The following is a 24,358-nucleotide window of genomic DNA, read 5'->3' on the forward strand; positions in this document are numbered from 1 at the left end:
TTCTTAAATTTTAGCATTTTGTAATGGATAGCTATTTGAGGATTTGAGTTTTAATTTTATATGTTCAATTCATCTATAAAATATTCCAAGGAAGGGAAAGAAATTTCCTACCATCACTTGCTGTTGGATGAATTGGACGGATATATCAAGAAAATGCTTCATCCCACAAATACCCTATGGACAGGTGCAGTGGTGGTGGGCAAAACAGGTGCTGGCAAGACTTTTTTAATTCAAAATTATCTGAAAAACATCCCGTGTGATGTGTTGATCAGCAACCAATCCCAACAGCTTCAGAATGTTCCCTATGCTGGATTGAAACTGGCTATTGGTAATTACCTGAGGTTGAAATTTAAAGAAATGGATTCTCAAGAATTCACCAAGTTCTCTGAAGGGCTTTCCAAGGCATTGGGAGAGGATTATAATTTGCTTTCTGAATATATCCCAGAATTGAAATTACTTCAGGGTAGAAGCATTCCCAGTCCAGATCATCGGGTTACCAAAATAGAAAATCAGTTATATATCCACTTTAAGATTCTTTTTGAATACTTCAGTGATTTTTCTGAAAGGGTTCAAATTTTGTTTATGGATGATTTACAGTGGGTAGATGGTTCCAGCGCCAGCCTTCTTCAATATTTACTTTCCCAACTGCCTCCATCTAAACTGATTTGGATCGGAGCTGTACGTGATTCAAAAGAGGATTTGGGACAGGTAGATCAGTTGATTCGAAGTTTGGGTTTCGATCAAAAACACATCCAGCGAATAGAATTAGGTGAATTCAATTTATCCCAGAGCAAGCAATTTATAGAAATGTGCCTGGATGGAATCTGTGAAACAAATACTTTAGCTTTAATCCATAAGCTTGGTCAAGGGAATCCAGCCCTTCTAAATAACCTTGTTGAGGCATTGGTACAGGAAGGATTAATGAAAAGTGAAAAGGGTGTTTGGATTGGCAATTTGACTGAAATAGAGGGTCGATTTCAGGGTGTTAATAGTTCAAAGTTTTATCAGGAGAGGTTAAATTCAAAAACTTCCATTAAAATAAATGTATTAGAATGGCTGGCTTGTGCCGAGATCTTAACTGAAAAGGATCTTGTTTCCCTTTGTAGTTCCATCCCAGAACCTAATTCAGTCATTGAATCGCTAATTTCAGATGGTGTCTTGGTTAGAAAAGAAGGTGAAATGGAGTTTGTTGAAAGCAATTTTGGAGAGTTTATTTACTCGAAAATACCCTCTTCTCAGAAGTCAAAAATGCATTTTCAGATAGCTAAAGAGCTGCTAAAGAGCGACTTTTTCCTGCTTAGTAATTCTGAAAAAGTGATCTTGGCACATCATTTAAATCGTGCCTCAGAAAGCATTTCAGAGCCTTCCGAAAAAATTAGATTTGCGGAATTAATTCTTGAAGTAGCCAAAATTCAGAAAAGTGAGCATGCTTACAGCCAATCCAAAATCTTTGTAAATGCTGCCTTAACTATATTGAAAGGCCTCAGATGGGACGAGGCTAATTCGGTGCTTTTTCAAGCTCATTTGGAAAGTGCAAGAGTAGAGTATTTTTTGGGTGAATATGATTTAGCTGAAATCAAAATTGATTTCCTGATCGAAAATCTAATATCTCATAGACAACGTGCGGAAGCGTTTGAGCTGAAAATAATTATCAATAACCACTTAGGTAGATATAGGAAGGCGGTTGCTATTCTTCAGGAAATTTTACTGGACTTGGGTCTGGAAATTCCTTTTGAGGAATTAGAATTACAGAATGAGATACAAAACCTCCAATTACATGTGGCTGGTAATGAAGCTATTCCAAATGCATTGTTTCTAGACCAGAAAGTTGAATTTCAGGAAGCCATTTTAAGATTGCTGTATGTTGGAGGGATGGCTTTACATCATACTTCAGAAACCTTGATTACTTGGGCTGCGCTGCAGCTAATTATTCGATCAAGGTATTTTGATCAACCAAATGTAAGTGCGATTGGTTATGTCAGTTATGGCAGAATGCAGATTATTGCAGGTAATATCAGTGGAGGCTTTGATTTCGGGAAAAAAGGAATTGAGATTAATTCCTCGCTAAAAGATCTGCATTTTCGATGCAGGGTTTTAGGGGTGTTTGCATTTTATATTCAACCTTGGAAACTGCCATTTGAAGAAAGTAGTACACTGCTAATGGAAGGAATGGAAGCGGGAAGAAAGTCAGGTGATGTAATTGGTTTATATATACTTAAGACTCATTTATTCAACCTTCACTTTATTAGTGGAAAGCCACTTTCGGAATTGTTGAAGTATCAGTTTAAAGAGACTTATCCAGGAATGGAGTTGACCTATTATATCACTCATTACCAAAAAGAACTGATAAAGTATCTTATGACCGAGAGTCCATTTTTGGCTCTACCTAAACAAGAACCTGGAGGCTTAGCAGCGAAACTTACTCTTCAGGAAGAGTTGTTTTATAGAAACTATATTCTGGCTCGATACTACTTTTTATTTGGATATTTTGAACAGGCCAGGAACTGTGCTCGAACTGCCGATCAGAATAAAAAACTTCAGCAAGGGTCTCCTCTAGTTCCTGTAAATACACTTATTCAAAGTCTCTCCATTACCCAGAATTGGCCAAATATCAACCCGGAAGAAAAGGCAGAATGCATTTCGGATCTGGAAATGGCAATTAGAAATTTGAGTGTTTGGAGGAATAATGCGCCAACAAACTATGGATCGGATTATTGGCTTTTAATGGCAGAATTCAGTAGGATTACAGGGCAACCTGATCATGAGATTATAAGTCATTTTCAATCCTCCATAGAAAGTGCGGGAGAAAATCTTTACCAGACGGCGCTTTGTCATGAGATTTTTGGCAAATTCTATTTAAGGGGTAATAATTTATCTGCTGCCAAGGATCACTTTGGAGTCTCTGTAATTTTTTACGAGCGATGGGAAGCAAAGAGAAAAGTGCGTCAATTGGTCCGTCAATATTCTTTCCTGTTCGATAATGAGATCAAAGCTAAAAATCCGATTGACATTGAAAACATCCTTCGTGAGTTGGGTGGTGATATGGATGTTTCTCTCATAATCAAAAAGCTTTTAACCATAGTTATCAGAGTCACGGCATCAAGTGGAGCCACCATTCAACTGGTGGAAAATCAAGGACAATTGGTTCACCTCAAAGAATTGCAGCTTTTGGACCTTGATAAAAATGATGGAGATTTAAAAAGCCCAACTGATCTTACTGGTCTTTTTCTGATGGCTTTCAGGACTAAATCTCCTTTGATTTTTAATAAAATCACAAATGATACAGGATTCCCGGAATTAAAAATCTTGAAAGAGAAAGGTGTAAAATCTTTGATGGTTTTCCCTGTTTCTATTTCAGAGTCCCTTTCAATGTTAATTTACCTTGAAAACAGATTTGTGGAGGGAAACTATTCAGATGAAATAGTTCGATGGGTAAGGATCATTTCTAGCCAAGGCGGGATCATTCTGGAAAATGCAAGGATATATGAAAAAAGTCTTTTCCTTAATGAGGAAGTACGGCTTGAAGTGAAGAAAAAGCAAGAGTTGATGGCACTTTTGGAGCAGCAGAAAAACACCCATTTCAAAGATCTCTTCAAAGTACAAGAGTATGAAAGAGAGCGGATTGCGGGAGATCTACATGATAGTCTGGGCTCGCAACTTTCGACGGTTAAAATTCGTTTGGCGAATTTATTTGAGAAAAATGGAGCATCCAATTTTTTAAAAGAAGGAAATGATGCCTTGTATAAATTGGATGTTGCTATCGCGGAAGTTAGAAGAATTGCTCATCATATGTCTCCGGTTTCCTTACGCAAATTTGGTCTTAGTTCGGCACTTCAGTCATTACTTGAAGACATTCATGAATCCACGAATATCAAAACAGAACTTCAAGTCTTGGGATTTGAAAATCGACTGGAAGAGCAAATTGAATTGACAATATATAGAATTTGCCAAGAGCTACTTCAAAATATTATCAAACATAGCCAAGCAGATCAGTTAAGGCTTCAATTGATCAACCATCAAGATTTTTTGAATATTACCCTCGAAGATAATGGGATAGGTATTCAAAAAGACCGGGAGCAGTGGGGGATGGGACTGTTGGGAATAGAGACAAAAGTCCAAATGCTCAACGGTACCTTTTCAATAGAAAGTCAACCTAATCAAGGCTGTTTACTTGTAATAGATTTTCCAATTAGATGAATTTTGAGATGAAAAATTATTTAACTAACTGATATTGATTTTATAAAATCATTTGAAATTTAGCTGCTTTATCCAATTCAAGGAAAACTATCTTTAAAAGAACGCTTCAAATTTTGCAATAATGAAAAATATAGTCTTTACGTTTTTATTTTTTACTACCCTAGTTCAAATAGGATTTGCCCAAAGAGAATTGGTGCATGCAAAGCCATCTGCACTTGGTTTTGATGAAGCTTACATTAATCAGAAAGTGGATTCTATCATGCAAATGGGCATTGACAGTTTGGCTTTTCCGGGAGCGCAGGTTTTGGTAGTTAAAAACGATACAGTGATTTTTCATAAAGCCTATGGATATCATACCTATGACAAGAAGCAAGCTGTTGCTTTGAATGACTTATACGATTTAGCGTCGGTGACCAAAATTACCGGGCCTTTACCTGCTTTGATGAAATTGGTGGATGAAGGAAAGTTGGATCTGGATAAGCCCTTTAGCAACTATTGGAAGCCATGGAGACACAGAAAAGACAAAAAGGATCTGACACTTCGGGAGATTTTGGCCCATCAGGCCGGTTTGGTTCCCTACATCGTGTTTTTGAATGAGGTGATAAAGGAAAATGGAAAAGTCAAAAGAAGGTTTGTACATGAATCAACCAATAAACGATTTCAGGGTCAAGCATACGATAGGATTTATATCAATGATCGATTTGAGCGAAAAATGAACCGAATCATAAACCGCTCAGAAGTATCGGATGATAAGAAATACCTGTATTCGGGACTTACTTTTTTGATTTATCCTAGATTAATCGAACAAATCACTGGTACTGACTATCAAACCTATTTGGAAGAGAATTTCTACAAACCTATAGGTGCAAAAACATTAGGATACCTTCCGTCTCAGAAGAATTTTGATAATGACATAGTTCCAACAGAAGTGGATTCCCTTTTTCGTAAATCCTTGGTAAAAGGATGGGTACATGACGAAAACGCGGCACTGAAAGGGGGCATATCTGGAAATGCTGGATTGTTTGCCACAGCAGATGACCTGGCTAAATTGATGCTTTTATATCAACATTATGGAAATGTAAATGGCAAACAGTTAATTTCTACCGAAACAGTCAAAGAATTCACTAAAGTACAATATCCAGAAAATGAAAACCGCCGAGGACTGGGTTTTGATAAACCTTTGTTGAACAATTCAGAACTTCCTTTAGGCGAAGCATATCCTTCTCCATTGGTGAGTCCAGAAAGTTTTGGGCACTCAGGCTTTACCGGAACTTTCGTTTGGGCGGATCCTATCAATAAAATCACATATATTTTCCTTTCCAACAGGGTTTATCCTTCCAGAGACCATCAGAAATTGTATGGTTTACATATTCGGGAAGCTTTGCAGGATGTTTTTTATCGGGCAGAGCAAAGCGATCACAAGTAATCTTAAACGGTTCCTATACTGGAATTAAATGGTCATTCAGTTGGCCTGCTTATCTTTTTGAGGTAGCTGAACAGGCAGTACAATATGGAGAAAGACATTTCATTATGGACTGCCTGTTTTGTTTCATAGCCAGAAATATTTCACTGCTTCATAACGAATGGTTTATCGGTAGATTTGGTGGCAATAAAGGCAATCATAATACTATTCTTTGGGGATGACTGTGACTTCCAGTGAATGGTAAACATTTCTTCTTGCTTCCAGCTCCTCGGTGAATTTTTTCAGCCATTCATCCTTTACCTCTTCGCTATAGGTATGTACTACGCGAATACTTCCGACCCCAACTTTATACACATACGCGCCATCCTCTCTACCAACTTCATCAGCGCTTTTGCTGACGATATTCCCACGGGTTCCATCCTGACGTATTACCTGAAATTGAAACCCTGCGGGTTCTACATCAGTGGTGAATTTGGCCTCAAAGCCACCATTTGATATGGTGTATTCAACTCCAGTCGGAGAAATGGGCGTCTCCCTTTCGTTAACAGGTACAAAGATTTCCCAACCTACAATAAACTGGATTTTATCCTGGATCTGAATGATGGCCTGATCCTGCCCAATCTTGGTTCTGTTTTGTCCCTGCTTTATGTAGGTACTCACCCGGACTGTATCAACGGCATCTTCAGGTACGCTGCCGACTTTCACTGAGGCAAAATACTTGACCTTATTTTTGGAGCTTGAGAAGCTTTTTCCTTCATGAATATCATCAAATAGGTATCCATATTTTCCTGTAGTTGACCATTCATATTCTATGACCTGCCCATCGGCTACAGATGATTTGATAAAAACAGTAAGCTCCTTGGTGTTTTCTGGAGCTACTTTGGATTCTCTAGGTTCTAGGTTGATTTCGATCTCACGTGCCTTGATTTCAAAGACCTCCAAACTTTTGGAATTTTTAATATCATGGACTTTTCTTGCGTAATCTGATCCTTTGAGCATCAGATCAATTGTAGTGAGGATTTTTGCTTTTCTGACGGCGCTTTTACTGAAATCCTCCAAACTCGGTTTAGGTAGGTTCGCAGGTGCATTTTCCCAAATGGTCTCTGCAGCTACTCTGGCTAAATCTTCGAGAAAAATGGAGCCAAACTGATTGTATCCAATGTTAAAAAAATCTTTCACTGCCTCCGCCAGTTCACCGTCTTGTACCTTTTTGCTCACGCTTGGCATCTGATCTACATAGCCTGTAGTGGCAATGATCATAGCCTCCCAAAAGTCTTGCTGCGTTTTAGGCGCGCCGGTATTTTTGGCAGCAGTAGCTTTAGCAGTAAGTCCATCTGCGATCAAAGGCACCACAAAATCCAGCGTAAAGGTCAACATCATAAGTTTGGTTCTTTCGGAGATTTCAGCCTGATTGAGATTTTGCCCTCCTTTGCCCATACCGATAGCATGAAGTTGCCAGGTAGCTTCTTTTTCATTTAGATTCAATGGAATCTCGATTGGTTCGGTATTGATACGAAAAGACTTTTCGGTATTTCCCAAAAGGTATTCGTAAACGGTACCGGAGAAGCTGGTGATACCGGTGACGACAGGAATTTCGATGATCTGATCTGGATCTTTTGAATTGCTCGAGGCCGGAAATTCATTGATCCCTTCCTCTTGCCCGGCTTCATTCACTTTTTTGGTTTTGTAAAGAAATCCCGTGACCCGTCTTCGGAAGGTATTGGCCACTTCAAACTGACTCAGGCCTGTCTGGTATACTTGGAGCCCGCTTTTAATATCCCCATTCACCAGCAGGTCCGAGGCCTTTGTATCTTCGTTGGTTCTAGCTTGGGGAAAGTTGGGCTCCATGCCTTTTATTAGCTCCCCGAATTTTTGCCCAATAGTTGGATCGGAAAGGAAATAAGGGTCTTTTTCAAATGCCTGATCCACTAGGGATTTCCACTCCGTCCAAATAGGGAAAGATTCCACTTCTGCAAAGAATTTTGGTGCAAGTTCGGGTTCGAAAAATGGTCCCCCCAAGCCCCAATAAAGCAAGGTTTTGGCAGTGGAGGACAGATCCAGTTTTTGCTGATTTGCGTCAATCACTCCAACTAAAAGCAATCGATCTTGCCTATCCATCAGGTAAGCAAAGGATGATTCGGAAGGAAATTTCATCACTTTTCCGGAATTTTGGTCATCTAGCACACTGGATTTATCCCAAGACCAAATAGTGGCATCTGTCAAATCGGGTTGATTTCCTTCAGGAAACTCCACATTCACGCTGAAGGTCTCCAGTCCTGCCAAAGGATCCGAATTGTCAGGCTTATTGGGAAGGGTATCATCTTCAGTATTGCAGGAAAGGCAAAGGAATGAGGCAAAAATAAAGCAGTAAAAGATGCTATTTTTCATGATATAAAGTATTTAATGAGGAAGGAAAGTCTTATCTCCAAAGCAAATTGAGCCCAAAAGCAAACTGGAAGCTGTTTTCGGTAAATACATTTGGATGGGTATAAATCTTTTCATTCAAAGAAGAGACTTTCTTTCCCGTAACCAGATTGACTTCCAGATCAAAAGGCATTTTTCCTTTAGTCAATTGATTGGTAGGAATCAACGTACCATAGCCCCAAGTGAAGCCAGCACGATTGCCAGTTACCCATAGGTCTCCATCTTCTTGTGTGCCAGAAGGACCTTTTTCAGTAAAATATCCCATTCGAAATGCCAGTCGTTCAAAAAACCAAGCCTCTGCTCCAACACCAAAAGCGGTATTCAATTCATGATCTGTGATGTGGTCTGGGCCTCCAGGAAGGTAATCCTGAAACTGTAAGTCCAGGCGAAGATCCACTGCTTGGGCTGTGTTTTCGAAATATGCTTTGCCTTGGGTCAGGTTGGATTTTAATGGGATTTCAAAAGCATAGCCTGCCCCTAAACGTAATATAATAGGCAAATAGCTTTCATCTACAGCATCTTGGTAGCTTTGGGTAGTCTCACCTTTAAATAAGAAATTGTAGAGCGACATAGCTCCAAACAACTGTTGGTTTTGGATTTTTTCAGATTTGAAGAGTTGAATGGACTTCTCATATTGGAGGCCAAGGCTTGGGACAAAATCGGAATTGGTTTTCTCTCCATTGACTCCATTTTCCTGCATCATATTGGCGCTGAGCCCAGCATGCAATCCTTCCATGATTTCATATGCTGCCAGTACGGATATGGCTCGCTGCGAAAAGTAATCTGTATCAAAAGTCTGCCAGCCTATGATGGTGGTCCATAAAGGATCAGGATTTTGATAGCTAAAATAGGAGAGACCTACTGTAAATTTGTCTTTTACTTTAAACGCTCCTCCGGCAAAGTAATATCGGGACTTTGGTCGATAGGAATGTCCATTTGCGTAATTGGCGTAGGCCTGAATAGGAGCGGTGGAACTTCGAATCGAAGCAGGGTTGTAAAATGAGTTTTCGATTCCTGACTTGGTAAGTGTCGTGAACCCCATTCCCTGAGCCCGGGCGCTGGTTGATTGATTGTTTAACAGTCCAAAGTATCCTGGAGGATAGTAATAAGAAGTCTGAGAAAAGGAGGAAAAACTGAAACAAATCCCCAAGAATAATAAGAATAGCTTTTTCATATGTTTATACTTTGTCTTTTAAAAGTCATATGGAATCTAGCTTGTTGAAAAGTTTGCTTAGTCAAGCTCGAAGTCATACGATGCGTGGTTTTATTACACATCGATTGAATTTCTTATAGTCATCAAGATTTTTAGTTTTTTTTTAAAAAAAATCCTCGATTCAACTTGAACCGAGGACTATCATAGGATGAAGGGTAGAATTCCAGTGTTTTTATCCAGGATCTTTTAGACGGATGACCACTTGGGCTTTGCCTACAAATTTGGAGGCTACTTCTGCCGCAATCGCCCCGCAAGGTGGTGGGCCGAGATTTTTCGGTCGACTCTGTGTTTTGTAGGCTACGATAAACGCACGGTATTTTCCATTCTCCTCAGGAGTTTTACTTGCGTTCCATGAAGCTGTATTTCCTAAAAAATTCCCTCCTGGTGTCAAATCAATGATTTTTGCCGTGTAGGAAATGGCATTTGGCTCTGGCTCGACCAGAAACTGCAATCTGGATCCACAGGTGAAATATTTATCTGTATCATTTTCAAAGCTAGTTAGTGAAAGATCGACCGTGATGATTTTGATATTATCCGAATTGTCAATTTCGATTTCCAGGGTTAATTCTTCATATAGGAAATATTCCCCGTCAACGGCTGATTTTTCATAGATCCTAGCCTTAACAGTTTCTTTACCTTTTTCTGTATCCTCATCCGTACAGAGGTAGCGTATGGAATTGGTTTCGTAAGTGGTGATGACTGTCGAATTTTCTGCAAAATTCACCAGTCGACCATGTTTTCCTTCTGTTGACCAAACCACTTTTTTTCCTGAAAAATCCGCATCCCTCAGGTTAACTGGCTCTATATATAGTTTTGCCGAGCTGATCTGATCTTCTTTTCCTGAAAGAACCAATCCACCGGGCTTGAGCATATAACTGCTCTTTTTGAGATTCAAGACAGTAGTGTCCCGACCGATAAGTTCATTTTTATAATAGGCCTCTACGTAAACATATTCGAAGTTATTTTCCTCCGGTAAATCTGCTGCGCTGGTTTCTGAATAATAAATAATCTCTTTATCTGAACTGTCAAAACTTTTGCCTTTGTTGCCTTTTCGGTCTTGGATGTAGCCGAATTTCCCAGAAGTGCTCCATTTGAAATAGGGGAAGTTATCTCCACCTTCTTCTTCAAGATTTTTGATCTCTGCTTTGATTTCTTTATTGCCCCGGCTGGAAACTGTAGCCTCGGCAGGAAGCAGACTGACTTTTGCAGAACGGGCATGAATGGTCCATTCTTCAATATTCTTTGACATGCTTATGCCGAAAGAAACTCTGGAAAGATCTTGAAAGGCCATGGCTGAGTTCACAATTTTTAGAATATTGGCAAACTTGCTGATGGCTTTGGTGTCCAGGTTTTCGGAAACTCCCTCAATATCTATGTTCTGTTTGGAAGCAATGTATTTTGTCACATTGATAACTCCACCTAATACTTGTTCAAAGTATTTATTTCCTGCTCCCTCAAAAGCAATGTATTTCAGAAAAGTGGTGAGAGCCCCTTTATAATCTCCCTCTTTAATTTTGTCATAGGTGGCAGGGCTGGCGTTAATAATGACTTCCATTTGGTCGATAAATGATACCAAAGGTCCGTCTCCTACATTGAATCCCGCGGAGTTAAGCTCACCTTTCCAACTCACCATTTGCATGCCTATTGGCAGGAAAAAATCCAAAACGAAGGTTTCCATAGAAAGTCTGATCTGCTTGATCTGCTCCTGATCAGTGAGCTGAATGGAATTATTGACACCTCCTGCTCCGACTACACGTACTTTGTAGGTTTTCTCATCTTCATTATCGGCAAGGGAAAGAGACTTGGGATCAGTAGTCACCACATCTCCAGCTTCAACGCTACCTTCTATTGCAGCTCCCATAGCTCCTGTGGCAGTGGTATATCCGGTAGTGGCATTGACAGGAAAATCCAATTCTGAACCAGTGCCTTTTCCTATATTATTCAAATGTTCGACAACCGAACCGTCGGTTTTTTTGGTCTTCATCTTATAAAAAAATGCATGTGCTCTTCTTCGGTAATAGTTGCTGATGGCAATTTTCCCAAGTTCTTTTTCGAATACCTGAATTCCGCTTTTGATGTCCGATTCATCTATGGCGATATCGGAAACCCTAGCTTGCTCGGCAATTCTGCTTCTGATATCAAGCTCATTGGGTTTAGGGGAAAGTTTCTTCATCAATTCCTGAAGTGGTGCTTGATAGGAATCTCCTGATAATAGTTTGGGATCAGTTTTCCACATTTCCTCAAATTCGTCTTGCCAGGCTATTACTTCTTCGTAGTTTCCTATGTTTTTAAAAAATGGACTGGCAAGGTCTGCTTCACTCAGCCAATAGCCAGAGGCCAGATAAATCAGGTAATTTGCTGTGGTGACTGGACTTAAGGCTTTTTGATCCTCACTCAGGTATCCTGCTAATAGCAATTGGCCTTCAGAGTTAAATAAATAAGCAATCTGACCTACGTTTGGGATCGCAATAGCTTTGGTTTTACCATCGTTTTCCACAGGGAAGCTTTCGCCGAAAGACAGCAATTCTGAACCGGTTAAGTCTAAACTACTGCCCTCGGGCAATTGAATTTGAACATCCTGAAGTGTAAAATTCTTTTCTGGATTTTGCGGATTGGTAGGTGTTTGAGGTTCAGTGTCATCTTGACAAGAAAGAGTCATCATCACCAAGAATAAAAATAGCAGCTTTTTCATATTGAGTACGATAAGTGGTTCAATTACTCATCGTACTCAACTCAGAAGGTCATCATGCTTTGGAAAAAAATTATTCCAACTTTTCTAAAATTTCTTTTGCCTCTGGTTTGCTGGAGTTGCTGAAGAGGCCTTTTGCCTTTTCAGTTTGCCCATTTCTAAGATAAATCAAACCCAAATACCATTCAGCATCTTGCTTAAATTCGGAGGGATTTCCTTTTATAATCAATTCTAAATTCTCCTGACTTTCGGTATAGTTTTCCAACTCCAAATTTGCCATGGCAACGAAATAGAGCAAAGTGTCCCCGGTAGGGTTTTCCTCCAATAATGGCTGCCATAGTGCTAAAGCCTCTTCGTATTTTCCTTCCTTGAAATCCACCATGCCCCGGTCAAATTCATAGGAATCAGTTCCGGACATGGCAGTTATCAAGCCTGGGTCGGTTTCATAATAAGTGGTAAACAGTTTTTCGTTTGATTCGACAAAAAGAAATTGAAAACTGATCCATCCCACCAAAATTAATGTAATCGAAGCAGCCACGGCATATATCCATTGAGGAAGCTTTCTTGTTTTAGGTGTTTTTTCTGGATAAGCCTCTTCATGGATTTTGTCCAACTCCGCTTTTACTAAATAGGATTCCAGATCCTGACGGAGGGTTTTTACCTCTTCCACCTTCAGGCTCCAATCGGCATCCTGCGCTTCCAATTCGCGCAATGCCTGAAGCTGCTCTTCGTTGAGCGTCCCATCAAGCTTTGCTTCGATGAGTTCGTACTCTATTGGGCTTATATTTAATTCCTTGGACATTAGCGTTTAATCAATTTTCGAAGCTTTTCCATGCAGCGATATTTGTTGTTTTTGGCAGTTTGATTGGTCCATCCAAATCTTTCTGCCAGCTCCTCCAGCGACTCTTTTTCAAAATAAAATCGCTTCAGTAATTCCCTGCAGCTTTCTCCCAACTGTTGAAAAGCCTCTTCAAGATAGCTCAGCCTTTCTTCTAAAAGAATTTCATCTTCCGAATCTGCCACTTCAATGGAGATGGCTCCCATAGAGCTTTCCATCTTAAATCGACTTGACCGAAGCCAATCCAACCACTTGTTTTTAGAAACCTGAAATAGAAATCCTTGCATCGCCGTGGCGTTTTGAGGCTGGAAATCTCCGTTTTTTACTTTTTGCCAGGCGACCAGAAAAGCCTCTTGAAAGATGTCTTTTGCCTGATCCTCATCACCGCTGTTTTGAATTACAAAGCTCCTTACCTTTGGAAAGACTTCCAGATATAAGGCCGACATCACATCCCTTTGGTTCTCCTTGATACCCTGGATGAGTTGCTCCTGTGATAAATGACTGATCGAATCTTCTGGCATACTTGGCTAGTTGCCAAAAAGATACTAGTAAATCTATTTTATCCCAAGCCTCTTCCTACACTTATTGTTGCTAGAATTGATCAATATCCTGATAAGCATCAATATTCTTAGTCAGTAGGTTTACCATCAAGGCATCATGGGCATTGGCAAAGGTGTTATAATTGGATTGTGTATAATCTGCGTTTCCATTAAATATCAATGCTGCCGCCATGCCGTTCGAGTGAAACATATAGGCAGAACGGGTTCCGGGCAATGCTCCGTAGAAGAACTTGAACTGGTTGGAAATAGCGATTCCGTTGGCGAAACCTGGATTTACAGAAGATCCCTGAATAAATTGATTATAAGTAGCTGCCTGCAATAAATCGGGATTGGAAGAGCTACCGTCAATCGCCATCACAAAACGAAGCAGATCCGGGGCAGTAGTTACGATACCCGCATCACCATCCCTTCGCTCCAGATTGAAATTGTATTCGTAGCCTTTGGTGCCGCCTTGACCATAATAGATGGCTTCATTCGGCTGTCTGCCTTGTGTTCCGTTTTTACCGAGAACAGTTGCACTCATCTCCAGCGGATCGGTGATCCGTTCTTTGATAAACTGTGCATAGCTCTTGCCTGATACTTTTTCTACGATACGGGCAGCCACGAAATAATTGGTGTTGATATACCAGTATTGGCTCCCTGGGTTAAAGGTCAAAGTTGCATTATCCATCATCCAGTTAAAGAAGCCTTCATTGGTTCTTTGCTGCTCATAGTCTATCGCATCACGATCTCCATTGACTACCCATCCACCGGTAGTCATCTGCAGCAGATTTTTTACAGTCACCTGCTTCACCCGATCAGAGTAGTTTTTGGTTCCATAAGTTGTACCTAGTATACCACCTTCTCCAAATACCTTATCATCCAGACTGATTTCCCCGCCTTGGACTAGTAACATGATTGCCATACCAGTAAAGGATTTGGAAACACTTGCCACCCGCATTTGAGTTTTAGTTTCCATGGCTTTTCCCTGTGCTTCATCTGCTAGCCCATAGGCTTTCTGATAGACCAATTTGCCGTTTTTGGCTATTGCCAAGCTGGCTCCGGGAATGTTATACTGCGAAATGAAACTTTCTATTTGGCTGTCCACTGCATTTATATCTTCTTGCTGAGCAGGATTCTGAGGTTGGGGTGTGGGGTCAGAATCTTCTGAACAGGAAAACTGGAAGGCTAAAAGTGAAACAAGTAAAAATCTGGAAATTGTAAGAAATTTGTTTTTCATATCAATGGAAGTTTATGGTTCTTTACTTCACATCGGATGAATGCTCAAAAGTCATCAATTGCCGGAAAATTTCTTTTTAAAGAACCAAGCAAGGAAAACAATGCCAAGTAGTAAGGCTGCATAAAGTGGCCAAAAAGATTGCTTAGTTTCCAGTGTGACAGGCTCAGGATTCCCCAGGAGAATCAACCCGGACCAAAATGAAGGGTCGAGAGCTCTTCCTTTGGCTTTGGCTAGGTAATTTAGTTTGGCCTTTCTTAGAGCTTCATCTTTAGGTAAGCCATCTTCCAAAAAATCATAAAAATCAGCAGCTATGCTGACACTGGCCTGCTCATCGATTTTCCAAAGTCCCATCAATAAGGATTTGGTCCCGGAATAATTGAATGCGTGAGCTAGGGAGATCATTCCTTCTCCAGGAGAATAGCTGGGTTTGCCGGATTCACAGGCAAGTAGGACTGCAAGCTCCGAACTCAGGTCCAGTTCGTAAATTTCACTGGCAAAAAGCTCATTGGGATCTAATGGGTTCTCGGCTGATTTTGCAAATACCAGTCTGGAATCGCCTGGATTCACATTGCTGGAGATAGCATGTGTGCCAATGTGAATGATCCGCGACTGTCCTGCCTCATTCTTAAAATTCATCAGGGTAGAGCCGTGTTCCAAATAAGTCTTTGCCTCAAATTTTGAAGAAATCTGTTCCACCAGCCGCCGGGTAAAAGGCTGGGGGAGAAGCTTTAGATAATCAATATCCAAGAATTGCTGATCCATAAATGATGCACTATAGGTCTTTTTCATACCATCAAAAAAGCCCGGTGCGAAAGCAACCAACTGATCTTCATACTTACTAGTAGCTTGCTCCTCAAGAAATAAAAGGCTGTATTGATAGGAAAAGCTATGTTCTAGAAGTAAAAAATGATCAGCTAAATCTGCCCAATCAGAAACAGGGACTTTCGTCAGGGTTTCGAAACTCAGGTTAAACAATAAGCCTTCTGGAATGACAGCAATTCTTTGTGTTCGGATAAATGGTTCTGCCGGTTTCCACAAAAGATTATAGAGTTCGTGAAGGATGGCTGGCTGGATTTTGTTTTTAGAGGATTGCTCAGCCAGCGTTTCCAAGGTTCTTGTCAAAGGAATTGGGCTCAGAGAAATTAACTTTTTTTCATTTTCCTGAATGATCAGGAGCATCCATTTTTCTCCCACATTCAAGTATCGGAGGTAGGTGATTTCTGGATTCAGTTTTGAAAACACTCTGGCCAAAACGCTCTCACTGGTTTCAAAGTGAAGTTGAAAATAGTTGGGGTAATTGATCTTAAGCGTATCCAAAAAGGCTTTCCACTCGCTATTTGCCTTTGCATAGGCTGATAAGTCTGTCACCTCGGCCTGTAAAGATTGCCGGAGCTGCTCTTTAAGTTCTTCTTCCCGATTTAGAATCTCTGCTGGCAAACCACCAAAATGTACCTGTTGATTTTTCTGAAGTCGGGATCTGATCTTACGATATCTCGCATGCTCATGATAGGCAAGCAGCCGATCCAAATAGCTCTCTTCACCACTTAATTGATAGAGTTCCAGTTCTATTAGTTCAAGAAACTCAAAATATTCCCGATTTACGTCGAGCTGTATGCTTACATCTGAGGGTTCAAATAAAAAGTCTGACTGGGAGTCAATGATTTTTAATCCTTCCCTGAGTTCTTTCTCAATGGATTTTAATAAAGCTTCATCTACCTCTTCCAAATAGTATCTGCTACGATTCCTGATCAAAATAGGCTGGGACTTTAGAAACATTGCCTGTATAGAATCCTTCGGGCTTTTACTGCGTGCTATCAAAAGATCAATTTGGCTTAAGGCATCCGAAGTGTATTTTAAGGCCATTTGATAATTCTGCCCCAACTCATAAATGGAAGCTTGATTGATGGTTTGATTATAGTCGAGATAGAGATTTTCAGAACCCACATCCGCAAGGTAATTTCTTGCTAGAGTAGATAATTGGATGGCCTCATCCATCTTCTTGTTTTCCGCCAGAAACTTGCTGAAGTTTTTTAAGAAATCCAGGTAAATCACATCATAATCTCCTTGGACTTCTTGGTCAAAAATGGTTTTAGCTTTTCTGTATAGAGAATCTGCCAGTTCTTCATTTTGTAAATAATCCTCCATTCTGGCCAAAGTATTGATGGCGTCTGCCTGCCAATAACTGCTCTCCTCCTCCAGTTCCTGCATTTGCTTGAGTCCTTCCAAAAGAAATTCCCTTGACTGCTCCATTTGAATCATATCATAGTAAACCTGTCCCAGAAGTATCCGGGATTTGGCTGTTTCCAAATCCTGATTCCCAAACTCTTCAGACTTTCTTTGAAAGGAAAATTCCAAAAGTTGCTTGGCCCGATGATAGGAGCCCAACTGCCTATATAATCCGGCCAGATTGTCCATAGACCTGAAATAGCCTTGCAATACTTTTTGTTTCTCCAGCTCTTCTAAATCAGCAGCAAGGTATTTTTCCTGATAGGAAATCGTCAGGTTCATGGACTGCTCTGCTGCATCAAAATCACTCTGAGCCATCTGAACACCGGCTAGGTTATTTAGAATTATACTCTTGCGATAAAATTGATTTCTAGGGGTAGGTTCAAGCTTATCTATAGCTTCGATAGATTTTTGATAGTAGAATCCCGCAGAGTCCAAGTTGGAATTGAAATAGGAAATGTTTCCCAAATAGCTGTTGGCAAAATAGGTGTTTTCAGGATCAGCCTGTGACAGGTCCAAACTCAGGAAATCATTCAGATGTTTCTTTGCGGCAGGCAAATCCATGTTTTGAATGGCCAAACCTCCTAGATTGAGGTACAGGTTACTGAAAACTTCTTCTGATTTAGGGGATTCTTTTTTGGCCCATTCCAGTGCCGTAAGTGTATGCTTATAGGCTGCAGTGGGATTTCCTACATACTCATACCAATCGGCCAGACTCTTGACCAGCAAGCGCTGGAACTTGGGGCTTTTCGATAAATTCTCCCATGTTTGGTAGGTATTTAGGAGCTGATCAGATGCATCTTTCTCTGGGGAATTTGCAAGTAGAATCCGACCATAAATCTCCAGGTATTCAGGTAAACTATCGTACTGTTTTTGATTAATCAGACTCTGGGTAAATTCTTCGATTTCTGCCAAGGCAGTTTGATGGGAGCCAGTTTCAATCATTTCTTCCCAACTGGCCTTCCTGTCCTTGGTTTGTCCCAAAACTGTGCTTGCAAAAAAAAGTAAAGGCAGGAAAAAGAGTCTAATCATTTGAAATGTTACCTGTTAAAATCAATTACTCATCGAAAAAGATAAAAAAAGTCATCGAAAAAATGACCAATATTTTAATCAATGGATTTATTCTTAAAATTGCTCTATCCTGCATCTCTTCATTTTAATAAGTATAGAATGCCAATAAATAGTATTCGAAATTGAATGAACTTGAGAAAAAAACAGAGAAGGTAGTTAGCCTTTAATAAGGAGAAAGAATGGGCCCCAAATCTATTAATTCATGCGATTTCAAACTCCCACACTCTCTTTAAACAAGGATATCACCAACTCCTCAGTTAATGGTTTGTTGTTCGCTTTTTCCCTTAGGGTTTCAAATGAATAACGGAAGTCACATCCCTCTTTATAAGCACTGCATCCATAAGCTGTTTTACCTCTGATGATGCTTCCTTTTTGACATAAGGGACAAGGAATGACCCGAGGAGTTTTTTTGGATTCCGAGGAACTGGATTTTTTCTTTTCTTCCAAAACCAATTGGTAAGCATCATTGAATCGGACTAATCCTTCCTGATCTCCAGAGGAGGTTTTAAATCCCTTCAAATTGACCGTAGATCCTTTCTGTAACAATCGCAAATACTGATTCTCCGAGATGGTCTTTCCTTCAAAGGAAAAAGGAAGTAAAAAGTCGCATCCATTTTTATAGGAGCTACAGCCATAACTGGCTTTGCCTTTTAGAAGGGATCCTTTCTTGCATTTTGGACAAGACGAACCCACAACGCTTGTAGGAGCGGATGATTTTTCTTTTTCCGGGACTTTGGTTTCACTCGGCTGGGATATGATCGTATGGCTTTGCTCACGAATCACTTCATACACCAAATGATTCACCATATTCTTCATGTTTTTCACAAAAGACCCTGCGTGAAAATTCCCTTTTTCTATTTCCTTCAATTGCTTTTCCCACTGTCCTGTCAATTCTGCGGAGGTCAGCAGGTCATTTTTTATGATATCGATCAATTGAATCCCTGTTTCGGTAGGCAAAATCTGCTTTTTATTCCGCTCAATGTACTGACGTTTAAAAAGCGTTTCTATGATATTCGCGCGGGTAGAAGGTCGACCGATGCCATTCTCTTTCATCAATTCCCGCAACTCTTCATCGTCCACCTGTTTGCCGGCAGTTTCCATACCTCTCAGCAAAGTCGCTTCTGTAAAGTGTTTTGGTGCTTTGGTTTCTTTCTCTGTAAAAGAAGGCTCATGTGGTCCTTTTTCTCCCTTCTTAAAGAGCGGGAGCTCATCTTTTTCCTTTTTTTCTTTGCCATCAGCCGTTTCAAAAACAACTCTCCAGCCTTTTTCTAAAATTACTTTCCCGGTTGTTTTAAAAGGAACGGTATCTACTTTTCCTAAAACTGTGGTATTGGCCACCGAGCAATCATCATAAAACACGGCGATGAATCTCCTGGCAATAATGTCATAGACTTTTTGGTGATTTCCGCGCAAATTCTCCTGCATTCCTGTAGGAATAATGGCATGGTGATCGGTTACCTTTTTATCATTGAAAACTTTGGATGACTTTTTCAGTTTTTTACCCAAAATCGCTTGAGTCAACGGTTGATAATTGGTTAGCTTTTGTAAGATTCCAGGTGCTTTGGGGTAGATGTCATTTGGTAAAAATATGGTGTCAACCCTTGGATAGGTGATTACCTTTTGTTCGTAAAGTTGCTGGGCGATTTTAAGGGTTTCTTCTGCGGAAAGCCCAAACTTATTATTGCAATACACCTGTAAACCAGTCAAATCAAAAAGCTTAGGAGCATATTCTTTGCCTTTTTTCTTCTCCATGGAGACCACTTCAAAGTCATGTTCCTTGACCACTTTGGCGAAAGCCTCACCATCCTCTTTCTTAAAGAATTTCCCTTCTTCACAGTTAAATGTTACCTCTCTGTAAACTGTTTGTAATTCCCAATATGCTTGGGGTTGGAAATTCTGAATTTCCTTGTAGCGATTCACGATCATCGCCAGCGTAGGTGTCTGAACTCTGCCGATAGACAATACTTGTTTGTATCCTCCATGTTTGACCGTATACAAGCGGGTGGCGTTTATTCCTAAAAGCCAATCGCCGATCGCTCTGGAAAAACCGGCATAATACAGGTTGTCGTACTTTGAAGAGGGTTGCAGTTTTTCAAAGCCTTCCTTGATTGCCTCTGTGGTCAGGGATGAAATCCATAAGCGTTTGACTTCCCCTTTATATTCAGCCTGTTCTAATACCCAGCGTTGGATCAGTTCTCCTTCTTGGCCGGCATCACCACAGTTGATGACCAATGAGGCAGAATCAAATAGTTTTTTTACAATATCGAATTGCTTCTTGACGCCGGGATTATCGACGACTTTGGTTTTGAATTTCTCAGGAAGCATGGGCAAGTGACTGAGACTCCAGCTTTTCCAATGTGCTTCGTAATCGTTGGGTTCAAACAGGGTGCAAAAGTGCCCAAAAGTATAAGTCACACGATATCCATTCCCTTCATAATATCCATCATGCTTATGAGTAGCTCCGAGGACGGTGGCTATTTCCCGGGCAACACTTGGCTTTTCAGCAATACAAACTATCATCTGAAGCAAAAATAATTAAAATGGGGTAATGGCAATGGGGAGTAGGGGCTAAGGTAAGGTTAAGGAATTTTATATCAGGCTGAGTGCAAATCAGGAAATTTGCCATCAATCTGGACATCAAGAATCTATAATTTCTATGTAGATCCATTGTCATCAAAAAAATAGTAATTTAAGATCAATTCGTTTTTACTGCTTTAATAGAAAAACCCAAAACCTGATCAAAAATATAATTACCAAAAACCCTATGAAAAACCTACTCATCATTTGCTTACTGTTTCTAAGTTTCAATTTCTTGGCGTTTCCACAAAGCGACAAAGGGACTGTAGTGACTGATACGCTTTACTCAAAAAATCTTGAAAATAATTTTGGGGAAAATCCGAATCGTGCCGTCTCAGTCTACCTTCCACCTGGATATAGTGAAAGCAATGAAAGATATCCGGTGATTTATTTTTTGCATGGATTTTCTGGGAATAATTCGATGTTAACTCCAATGGCTGAGTTACTGGACTTTGCGATAGCTACGAATAAAATTCGCCCTTTTATAATGGTTATCCCGGATCAACAAACAACCTATGATGGGAGCTTTTACAGTAATAGTCAGATTTTTGGCAATTGGGAGGATTTCACCGCTTTTGATCTGGTGAAATACATGGATGATAATTTCCGAACCATTGCTAAAAATGAAAGCCGAGGTATCACAGGACACAGCATGGGAGGATATGGAGCCATTAAAATAGCCATGCATCATCCTGAAATATTCAGCAGTGTTTATGGGATAAGTCCCGGAGCTTTGGCGATTGTAAGAGAATATGGCCCTAACAGCAGTACCTATAGTGATTTTGCAAAAGTGAAAAATCAAGAGGAACTCAATAAATTATATTTTGGAAAAGTGATCGTGGCATTTGGTAGATCATGGTCGCCTAATCCTAACAAGCCACCTTTCTATGTAGATGTTCCCTTTGAATATCAGGGCGAAGAATTGATAGTAAATCAGGATGTTTTGGAAAAGTGGTATAAAAATATGCCCTTTTATATGGTAGATGATTATCTGGATAATTTGAAAAAATTAAAGGCCATAAAATTTGATTGGGGAAGAAATGCGGGGGATCGGTTTACGATTCAATGCAAAATGTTTAGCCAGAAATTGGAAAATGTAGGAATCAAGCATTTTGCAGAGGAATACATAGGAACCCATGTCAATAATATCTATACCAAAGATGGCCGTATCCCAAATCAAATGTTGCCATTTTTTGATTTCTATTTAGACTTTGAACAAGAATAGAAAAGTGTCGGCCAAATGTTGCCAAGCTTTCAGAAAACGTAAAAATTCAATAAGAAAGGATCAATGGTTTTAAGTTGTACCAATTAATTACCAACTTAAGTTGGTTAGCTAGCTTGTAATTGCTTCCTTAATAAGGCTTTTTTAAGTCGGGATTTGCATTAGTATGAAAAATACTTGGCTATTTAAGTTAACAAGGGAATTAGTACATTGCCTTAAAACAAATTGATCTTCATTCTTAGATTTTTGATTCAAGAAAAAACATAGCTATGAAAAAAATAGGTTTAATCATTTTAGGAATAATTATCCTTGGGGCTATTCTCGTCCTAACGCTGGTTATGAAAGTCCTTGAATTTTTTATGGGGGCGATTTTATTCGTTTTGGCAATTGTGGTCTTATTAATCCTCTATTTCAAGGTGAAAGATAAGGTTTCCTGACTATTTTTAAACTGAATCGATACCTATAATTCGGAATGTTATTACTCTTGTAATTTGGGACTTATGTGAATTTCCAAATGCATTGACTAATGATAGCTTGGTTCTTATTGAATTCCATTATTTGATTAAATTTTAATAAAAATCATTAGCTCCTGCCATAAGGCTGTCACTCCCTCGATTTACGTTTGCGTCATAATTCTTTTTAAAAAACGACAGCGTAATGAGCATCAAATTCAATTCAATCGATTTTCCAAAACCGTCCTTGATTACAGTAAATGGTATTCATCTCGAAGTCTTTGAGGCAGGTAAACAAAATAAAGGCAATCCAATAATACTTTGTCATGGTTTTCCGGAGAACGCGTTTTCTTGGCGTTTTCAGATCCCTGAGCTTGTTAGAGCAGGTTATCATGTCATTGTTCCTAATCAGCGGGGATATGGGAATTCATCTTGTCCAACTGAAGTAATTGCCTATGATATTCATCATTTGGCAAGTGACCTGGTAGCGCTACTCGATTACTTTGAGTATAAAGATGCTATTTTCATTGGCCATGATTGGGGAGCAAATGTTGTTTGGAACTTTGCATTATTGCACCCAGAGCGAGTAAAAAAAATAATAAACCTGGCTTTACCCTATCAAGTTCGTGGAGAAAAACCGTGGATAGAATGGATGGAAGAAATCTTCGGTGAAGACAACTATTTTGTTCACTTTAATAACCAACAAGGGGTAGCAGATGCTATTTTGGATCAAAACAAACCTAATTTCCTTCGCAATTTGTTCCGTAAGAATGTGCCTCTTGCACCACCAGAGCCAGGAATGTTAATGATAAATCTCGCAAAAGCTGAAAATCCAATCGGTGAACCTCTAATGAGTGAAAGTGAACTGGAAGTTTATATTTCTGCATTTGAAACCTCTGGGTTTACTGGAGGGATCAACTGGTATAGAAATCTTGATCGAAACTGGCATTTACTGGCTGATGTAAACCCAATTATCAATCACCCAACTTTGATGATTTATGGTGATAAAGATATGATTCCTAAGTTCGAGAACTTGACAGACTTTGTTCCGAATGCAGATGTATTCTGTATAGATTGTGGTCATTGTATCCAACAAGAAAAGCCAGAGGAAACGAATATGGCAATTCTAAAGTGGTTGAATTAAAAAAAATCTAGAAAGGAAATTCAGGAATACTGCCCTGAAAACTGAAACAATTCAGACTGTATAAAACCTGCGCCACAACAAAAGTTTCAATAGGAAACCTTTGTTGTGGCGCAGCATATCTAAAAGTTGAATAATACTAGTAAAACAAGCTTTCAAATTTATTAAATCAAATTAGAAGGATTTTCTTAAGCAATGACTTCCAGCTTGTAACCTTTGCCTCGTTTAACTACAATATTGATGTTCGGATCAACTTCCAGTTTTTTTCTGAGTTTTGAAATGAACACATCAAGGCTGCGGCCCACGATCACTCCTTCATCCTCCCAAATCTCTTTTTGAAGTCGGCTTCGCTCGATAACCTCGTTTGGTGACAAGGCAAAAATATGCAACACACGGGTTTCAGTTTTAGTCAGCTCGATGGTCTCTCCATTTATTTTGAGCTGTCGGGTCTCTGCGTCGAATGACATAGATCCCAATCTGAGCAAATTATTATCCTCAGGATTGGAAGAGGATCTCCTAGGTTTGATAGATCTGAAGAAAATAAAACCAACCAATGCCATTGCTAAAAGAGATCCAATTAAGAATTCATTTTTAGAGAAGGAAATAGCTGCTGGTTTAAATTGAATGTTGATTTTGTAGTTTCCTAGCGGTTGGATTCTTCCTTTGCAGGCGATAATGTCATCCTTCTTGTCTTTGGATATTGCATATCCAAACACCACCTTGGCATCAGCAGGGTTTACTACACTCACCACATAATCACGTGGAAAAGGACCTTCGGCTAACAAACGTTTGATCGTGTTTACAAGGGAATCGGCTTGGAAAGTAAGCTCATTCTCAAAACTGATCTGATATTCATTTTCTGCGATCTTTTCTATTGGAAGCACCCTTGAGGTATTGTCGTCTGACTGTAGGAGTATCTCATGCCCGATTTTGCGAAGCAGCACTTCCTGCCTTGCCAAATCATAATCACTTCTGTCTACCCAATTGAATCCCACGCTAGCCAAAGAGATAATGACCAGCAGAATTGCTCCCAACAGGTAGTTGCGTTTTTCGGAGAAGAGATTTTGCATGAGTTTCATTGTGTTACTAGTTTATTTACAAAGTTT

Annotated in this window: 13 protein-coding genes; 4 read left to right on the forward strand and 9 right to left on the reverse strand. The window is 39.8% G+C overall.

The window, feature by feature from the left end:
• The first annotated feature begins 60 nt into the window (after positions 1–60).
• The gene (locus FHS59_RS06930; protein WP_184494293.1) at positions 61–4,197 is read left to right on the forward strand and encodes an AAA family ATPase; all 4,137 of its coding nucleotides are present in this window, start codon (positions 61–63) and stop codon (positions 4,195–4,197) included.
• A 121-nt stretch (positions 4,198–4,318) separates the two neighbouring features.
• Positions 4,319–5,623, forward strand: coding sequence for a serine hydrolase domain-containing protein (locus FHS59_RS06935; protein WP_184494295.1), 1,305 nt, complete (start codon positions 4,319–4,321; stop codon positions 5,621–5,623).
• 201 nt (positions 5,624–5,824) lie between these two features.
• On the opposite strand, the gene FHS59_RS06940 is transcribed toward FHS59_RS06935, so the two are convergent.
• The 8 genes from FHS59_RS06940 to FHS59_RS06975 all read right to left on the reverse strand — a co-directional run bounded on the left by FHS59_RS06940 (position 5,825) and on the right by FHS59_RS06975 (position 20,380).
• The gene (locus FHS59_RS06940) at positions 5,825–8,008 is read right to left on the reverse strand and encodes a hypothetical protein (RefSeq protein ID WP_184494297.1); all 2,184 of its coding nucleotides are present in this window, start codon (positions 8,006–8,008) and stop codon (positions 5,825–5,827) included.
• A gap of 31 nt (positions 8,009–8,039) precedes the next feature.
• Entirely contained in the window at positions 8,040–9,218 is a 1,179-nt protein-coding gene (locus FHS59_RS06945; protein ID WP_184494299.1) for a PorV/PorQ family protein, read from the reverse strand.
• A gap of 211 nt (positions 9,219–9,429) precedes the next feature.
• Complete coding sequence (locus FHS59_RS06950; protein ID WP_184494301.1) at positions 9,430–11,949, reverse strand: hypothetical protein; 2,520 nt, start codon at positions 11,947–11,949, stop codon at positions 9,430–9,432.
• A gap of 70 nt (positions 11,950–12,019) precedes the next feature.
• Entirely contained in the window at positions 12,020–12,748 is a 729-nt protein-coding gene (locus FHS59_RS06955) for a tetratricopeptide repeat protein (RefSeq protein WP_184494303.1), read from the reverse strand.
• On the reverse strand, positions 12,748–13,305 hold the full coding sequence (locus tag FHS59_RS06960; RefSeq protein ID WP_184494305.1) for an RNA polymerase sigma factor: 558 nt from the start codon (positions 13,303–13,305) through the stop codon (positions 12,748–12,750). The genes FHS59_RS06955 and FHS59_RS06960 overlap by 1 nt, the downstream gene beginning before the upstream one ends.
• Before the next feature lie 70 nt (positions 13,306–13,375).
• On the reverse strand, positions 13,376–14,563 hold the full coding sequence (locus FHS59_RS06965) for a serine hydrolase domain-containing protein (RefSeq protein ID WP_184494307.1): 1,188 nt from the start codon (positions 14,561–14,563) through the stop codon (positions 13,376–13,378).
• A 54-nt stretch (positions 14,564–14,617) separates the two neighbouring features.
• Positions 14,618–17,821 carry a CHAT domain-containing protein gene (locus FHS59_RS06970; RefSeq protein WP_184494309.1) on the reverse strand — a complete coding sequence of 1,068 codons (3,204 nt, stop codon included), beginning with the start codon at positions 17,819–17,821 and terminating at the stop codon, positions 14,618–14,620.
• Positions 17,822–18,070: 249 nt separating this feature from the next.
• Complete coding sequence (locus FHS59_RS06975; RefSeq protein ID WP_184494311.1) at positions 18,071–20,380, reverse strand: DNA topoisomerase 3; 2,310 nt, start codon at positions 20,378–20,380, stop codon at positions 18,071–18,073.
• Positions 20,381–20,624: 244 nt separating this feature from the next.
• Between FHS59_RS06975 and FHS59_RS06980 the strand changes: the two genes are divergently transcribed.
• Entirely contained in the window at positions 20,625–21,662 is a 1,038-nt protein-coding gene (locus FHS59_RS06980; protein WP_184494313.1) for an alpha/beta hydrolase, read from the forward strand.
• A 654-nt stretch (positions 21,663–22,316) separates the two neighbouring features.
• Positions 22,317–23,255, forward strand: coding sequence for an alpha/beta fold hydrolase (locus tag FHS59_RS06985; protein WP_184494316.1), 939 nt, complete (start codon positions 22,317–22,319; stop codon positions 23,253–23,255).
• Between the two features lie 185 nt (positions 23,256–23,440).
• On the opposite strand, the gene FHS59_RS06990 is transcribed toward FHS59_RS06985, so the two are convergent.
• The gene (locus FHS59_RS06990; protein ID WP_184494317.1) at positions 23,441–24,331 is read right to left on the reverse strand and encodes a winged helix-turn-helix domain-containing protein; all 891 of its coding nucleotides are present in this window, start codon (positions 24,329–24,331) and stop codon (positions 23,441–23,443) included.
• Between the last annotated feature and the right edge of the window lie 27 nt (positions 24,332–24,358).

This window comes from Algoriphagus iocasae (assembly GCF_014206875.1).
Classification (GTDB): domain Bacteria; phylum Bacteroidota; class Bacteroidia; order Cytophagales; family Cyclobacteriaceae; genus Algoriphagus; species Algoriphagus iocasae.

What these genes read in the sequence shown, in the direction of transcription:
- FHS59_RS06935 (WP_184494295.1), top strand. Translation starts at nt 4,319, where the DNA reads ATGAAAAATATAGTCTTTACGTTTTTATTTTTTACTACCCTAGTTCAA.
- FHS59_RS06945 (WP_184494299.1), bottom strand. Translation starts at nt 9,218, where the DNA reads ATGAAAAAGCTATTCTTATTATTCTTGGGGATTTGTTTCAGTTTTTCC.
- FHS59_RS06980 (WP_184494313.1), top strand. Translation starts at nt 20,625, where the DNA reads ATGAAAAACCTACTCATCATTTGCTTACTGTTTCTAAGTTTCAATTTC.
- FHS59_RS06955 (WP_184494303.1), bottom strand. Translation starts at nt 12,748, where the DNA reads ATGTCCAAGGAATTAAATATAAGCCCAATAGAGTACGAACTCATCGAA.
- FHS59_RS06960 (WP_184494305.1), bottom strand. Translation starts at nt 13,305, where the DNA reads ATGCCAGAAGATTCGATCAGTCATTTATCACAGGAGCAACTCATCCAG.
- FHS59_RS06975 (WP_184494311.1), bottom strand. Translation starts at nt 20,380, where the DNA reads ATGATAGTTTGTATTGCTGAAAAGCCAAGTGTTGCCCGGGAAATAGCC.
- FHS59_RS06970 (WP_184494309.1), bottom strand. Translation starts at nt 17,821, where the DNA reads ATGATTAGACTCTTTTTCCTGCCTTTACTTTTTTTTGCAAGCACAGTT.
- FHS59_RS06965 (WP_184494307.1), bottom strand. Translation starts at nt 14,563, where the DNA reads ATGAAAAACAAATTTCTTACAATTTCCAGATTTTTACTTGTTTCACTT.
- FHS59_RS06940 (WP_184494297.1), bottom strand. Translation starts at nt 8,008, where the DNA reads ATGAAAAATAGCATCTTTTACTGCTTTATTTTTGCCTCATTCCTTTGC.
- FHS59_RS06930 (WP_184494293.1), top strand. Translation starts at nt 61, where the DNA reads ATGTTCAATTCATCTATAAAATATTCCAAGGAAGGGAAAGAAATTTCC.
- FHS59_RS06950 (WP_184494301.1), bottom strand. Translation starts at nt 11,949, where the DNA reads ATGAAAAAGCTGCTATTTTTATTCTTGGTGATGATGACTCTTTCTTGT.
- FHS59_RS06985 (WP_184494316.1), top strand. Translation starts at nt 22,317, where the DNA reads ATGAGCATCAAATTCAATTCAATCGATTTTCCAAAACCGTCCTTGATT.
- FHS59_RS06990 (WP_184494317.1), bottom strand. Translation starts at nt 24,331, where the DNA reads ATGAAACTCATGCAAAATCTCTTCTCCGAAAAACGCAACTACCTGTTG.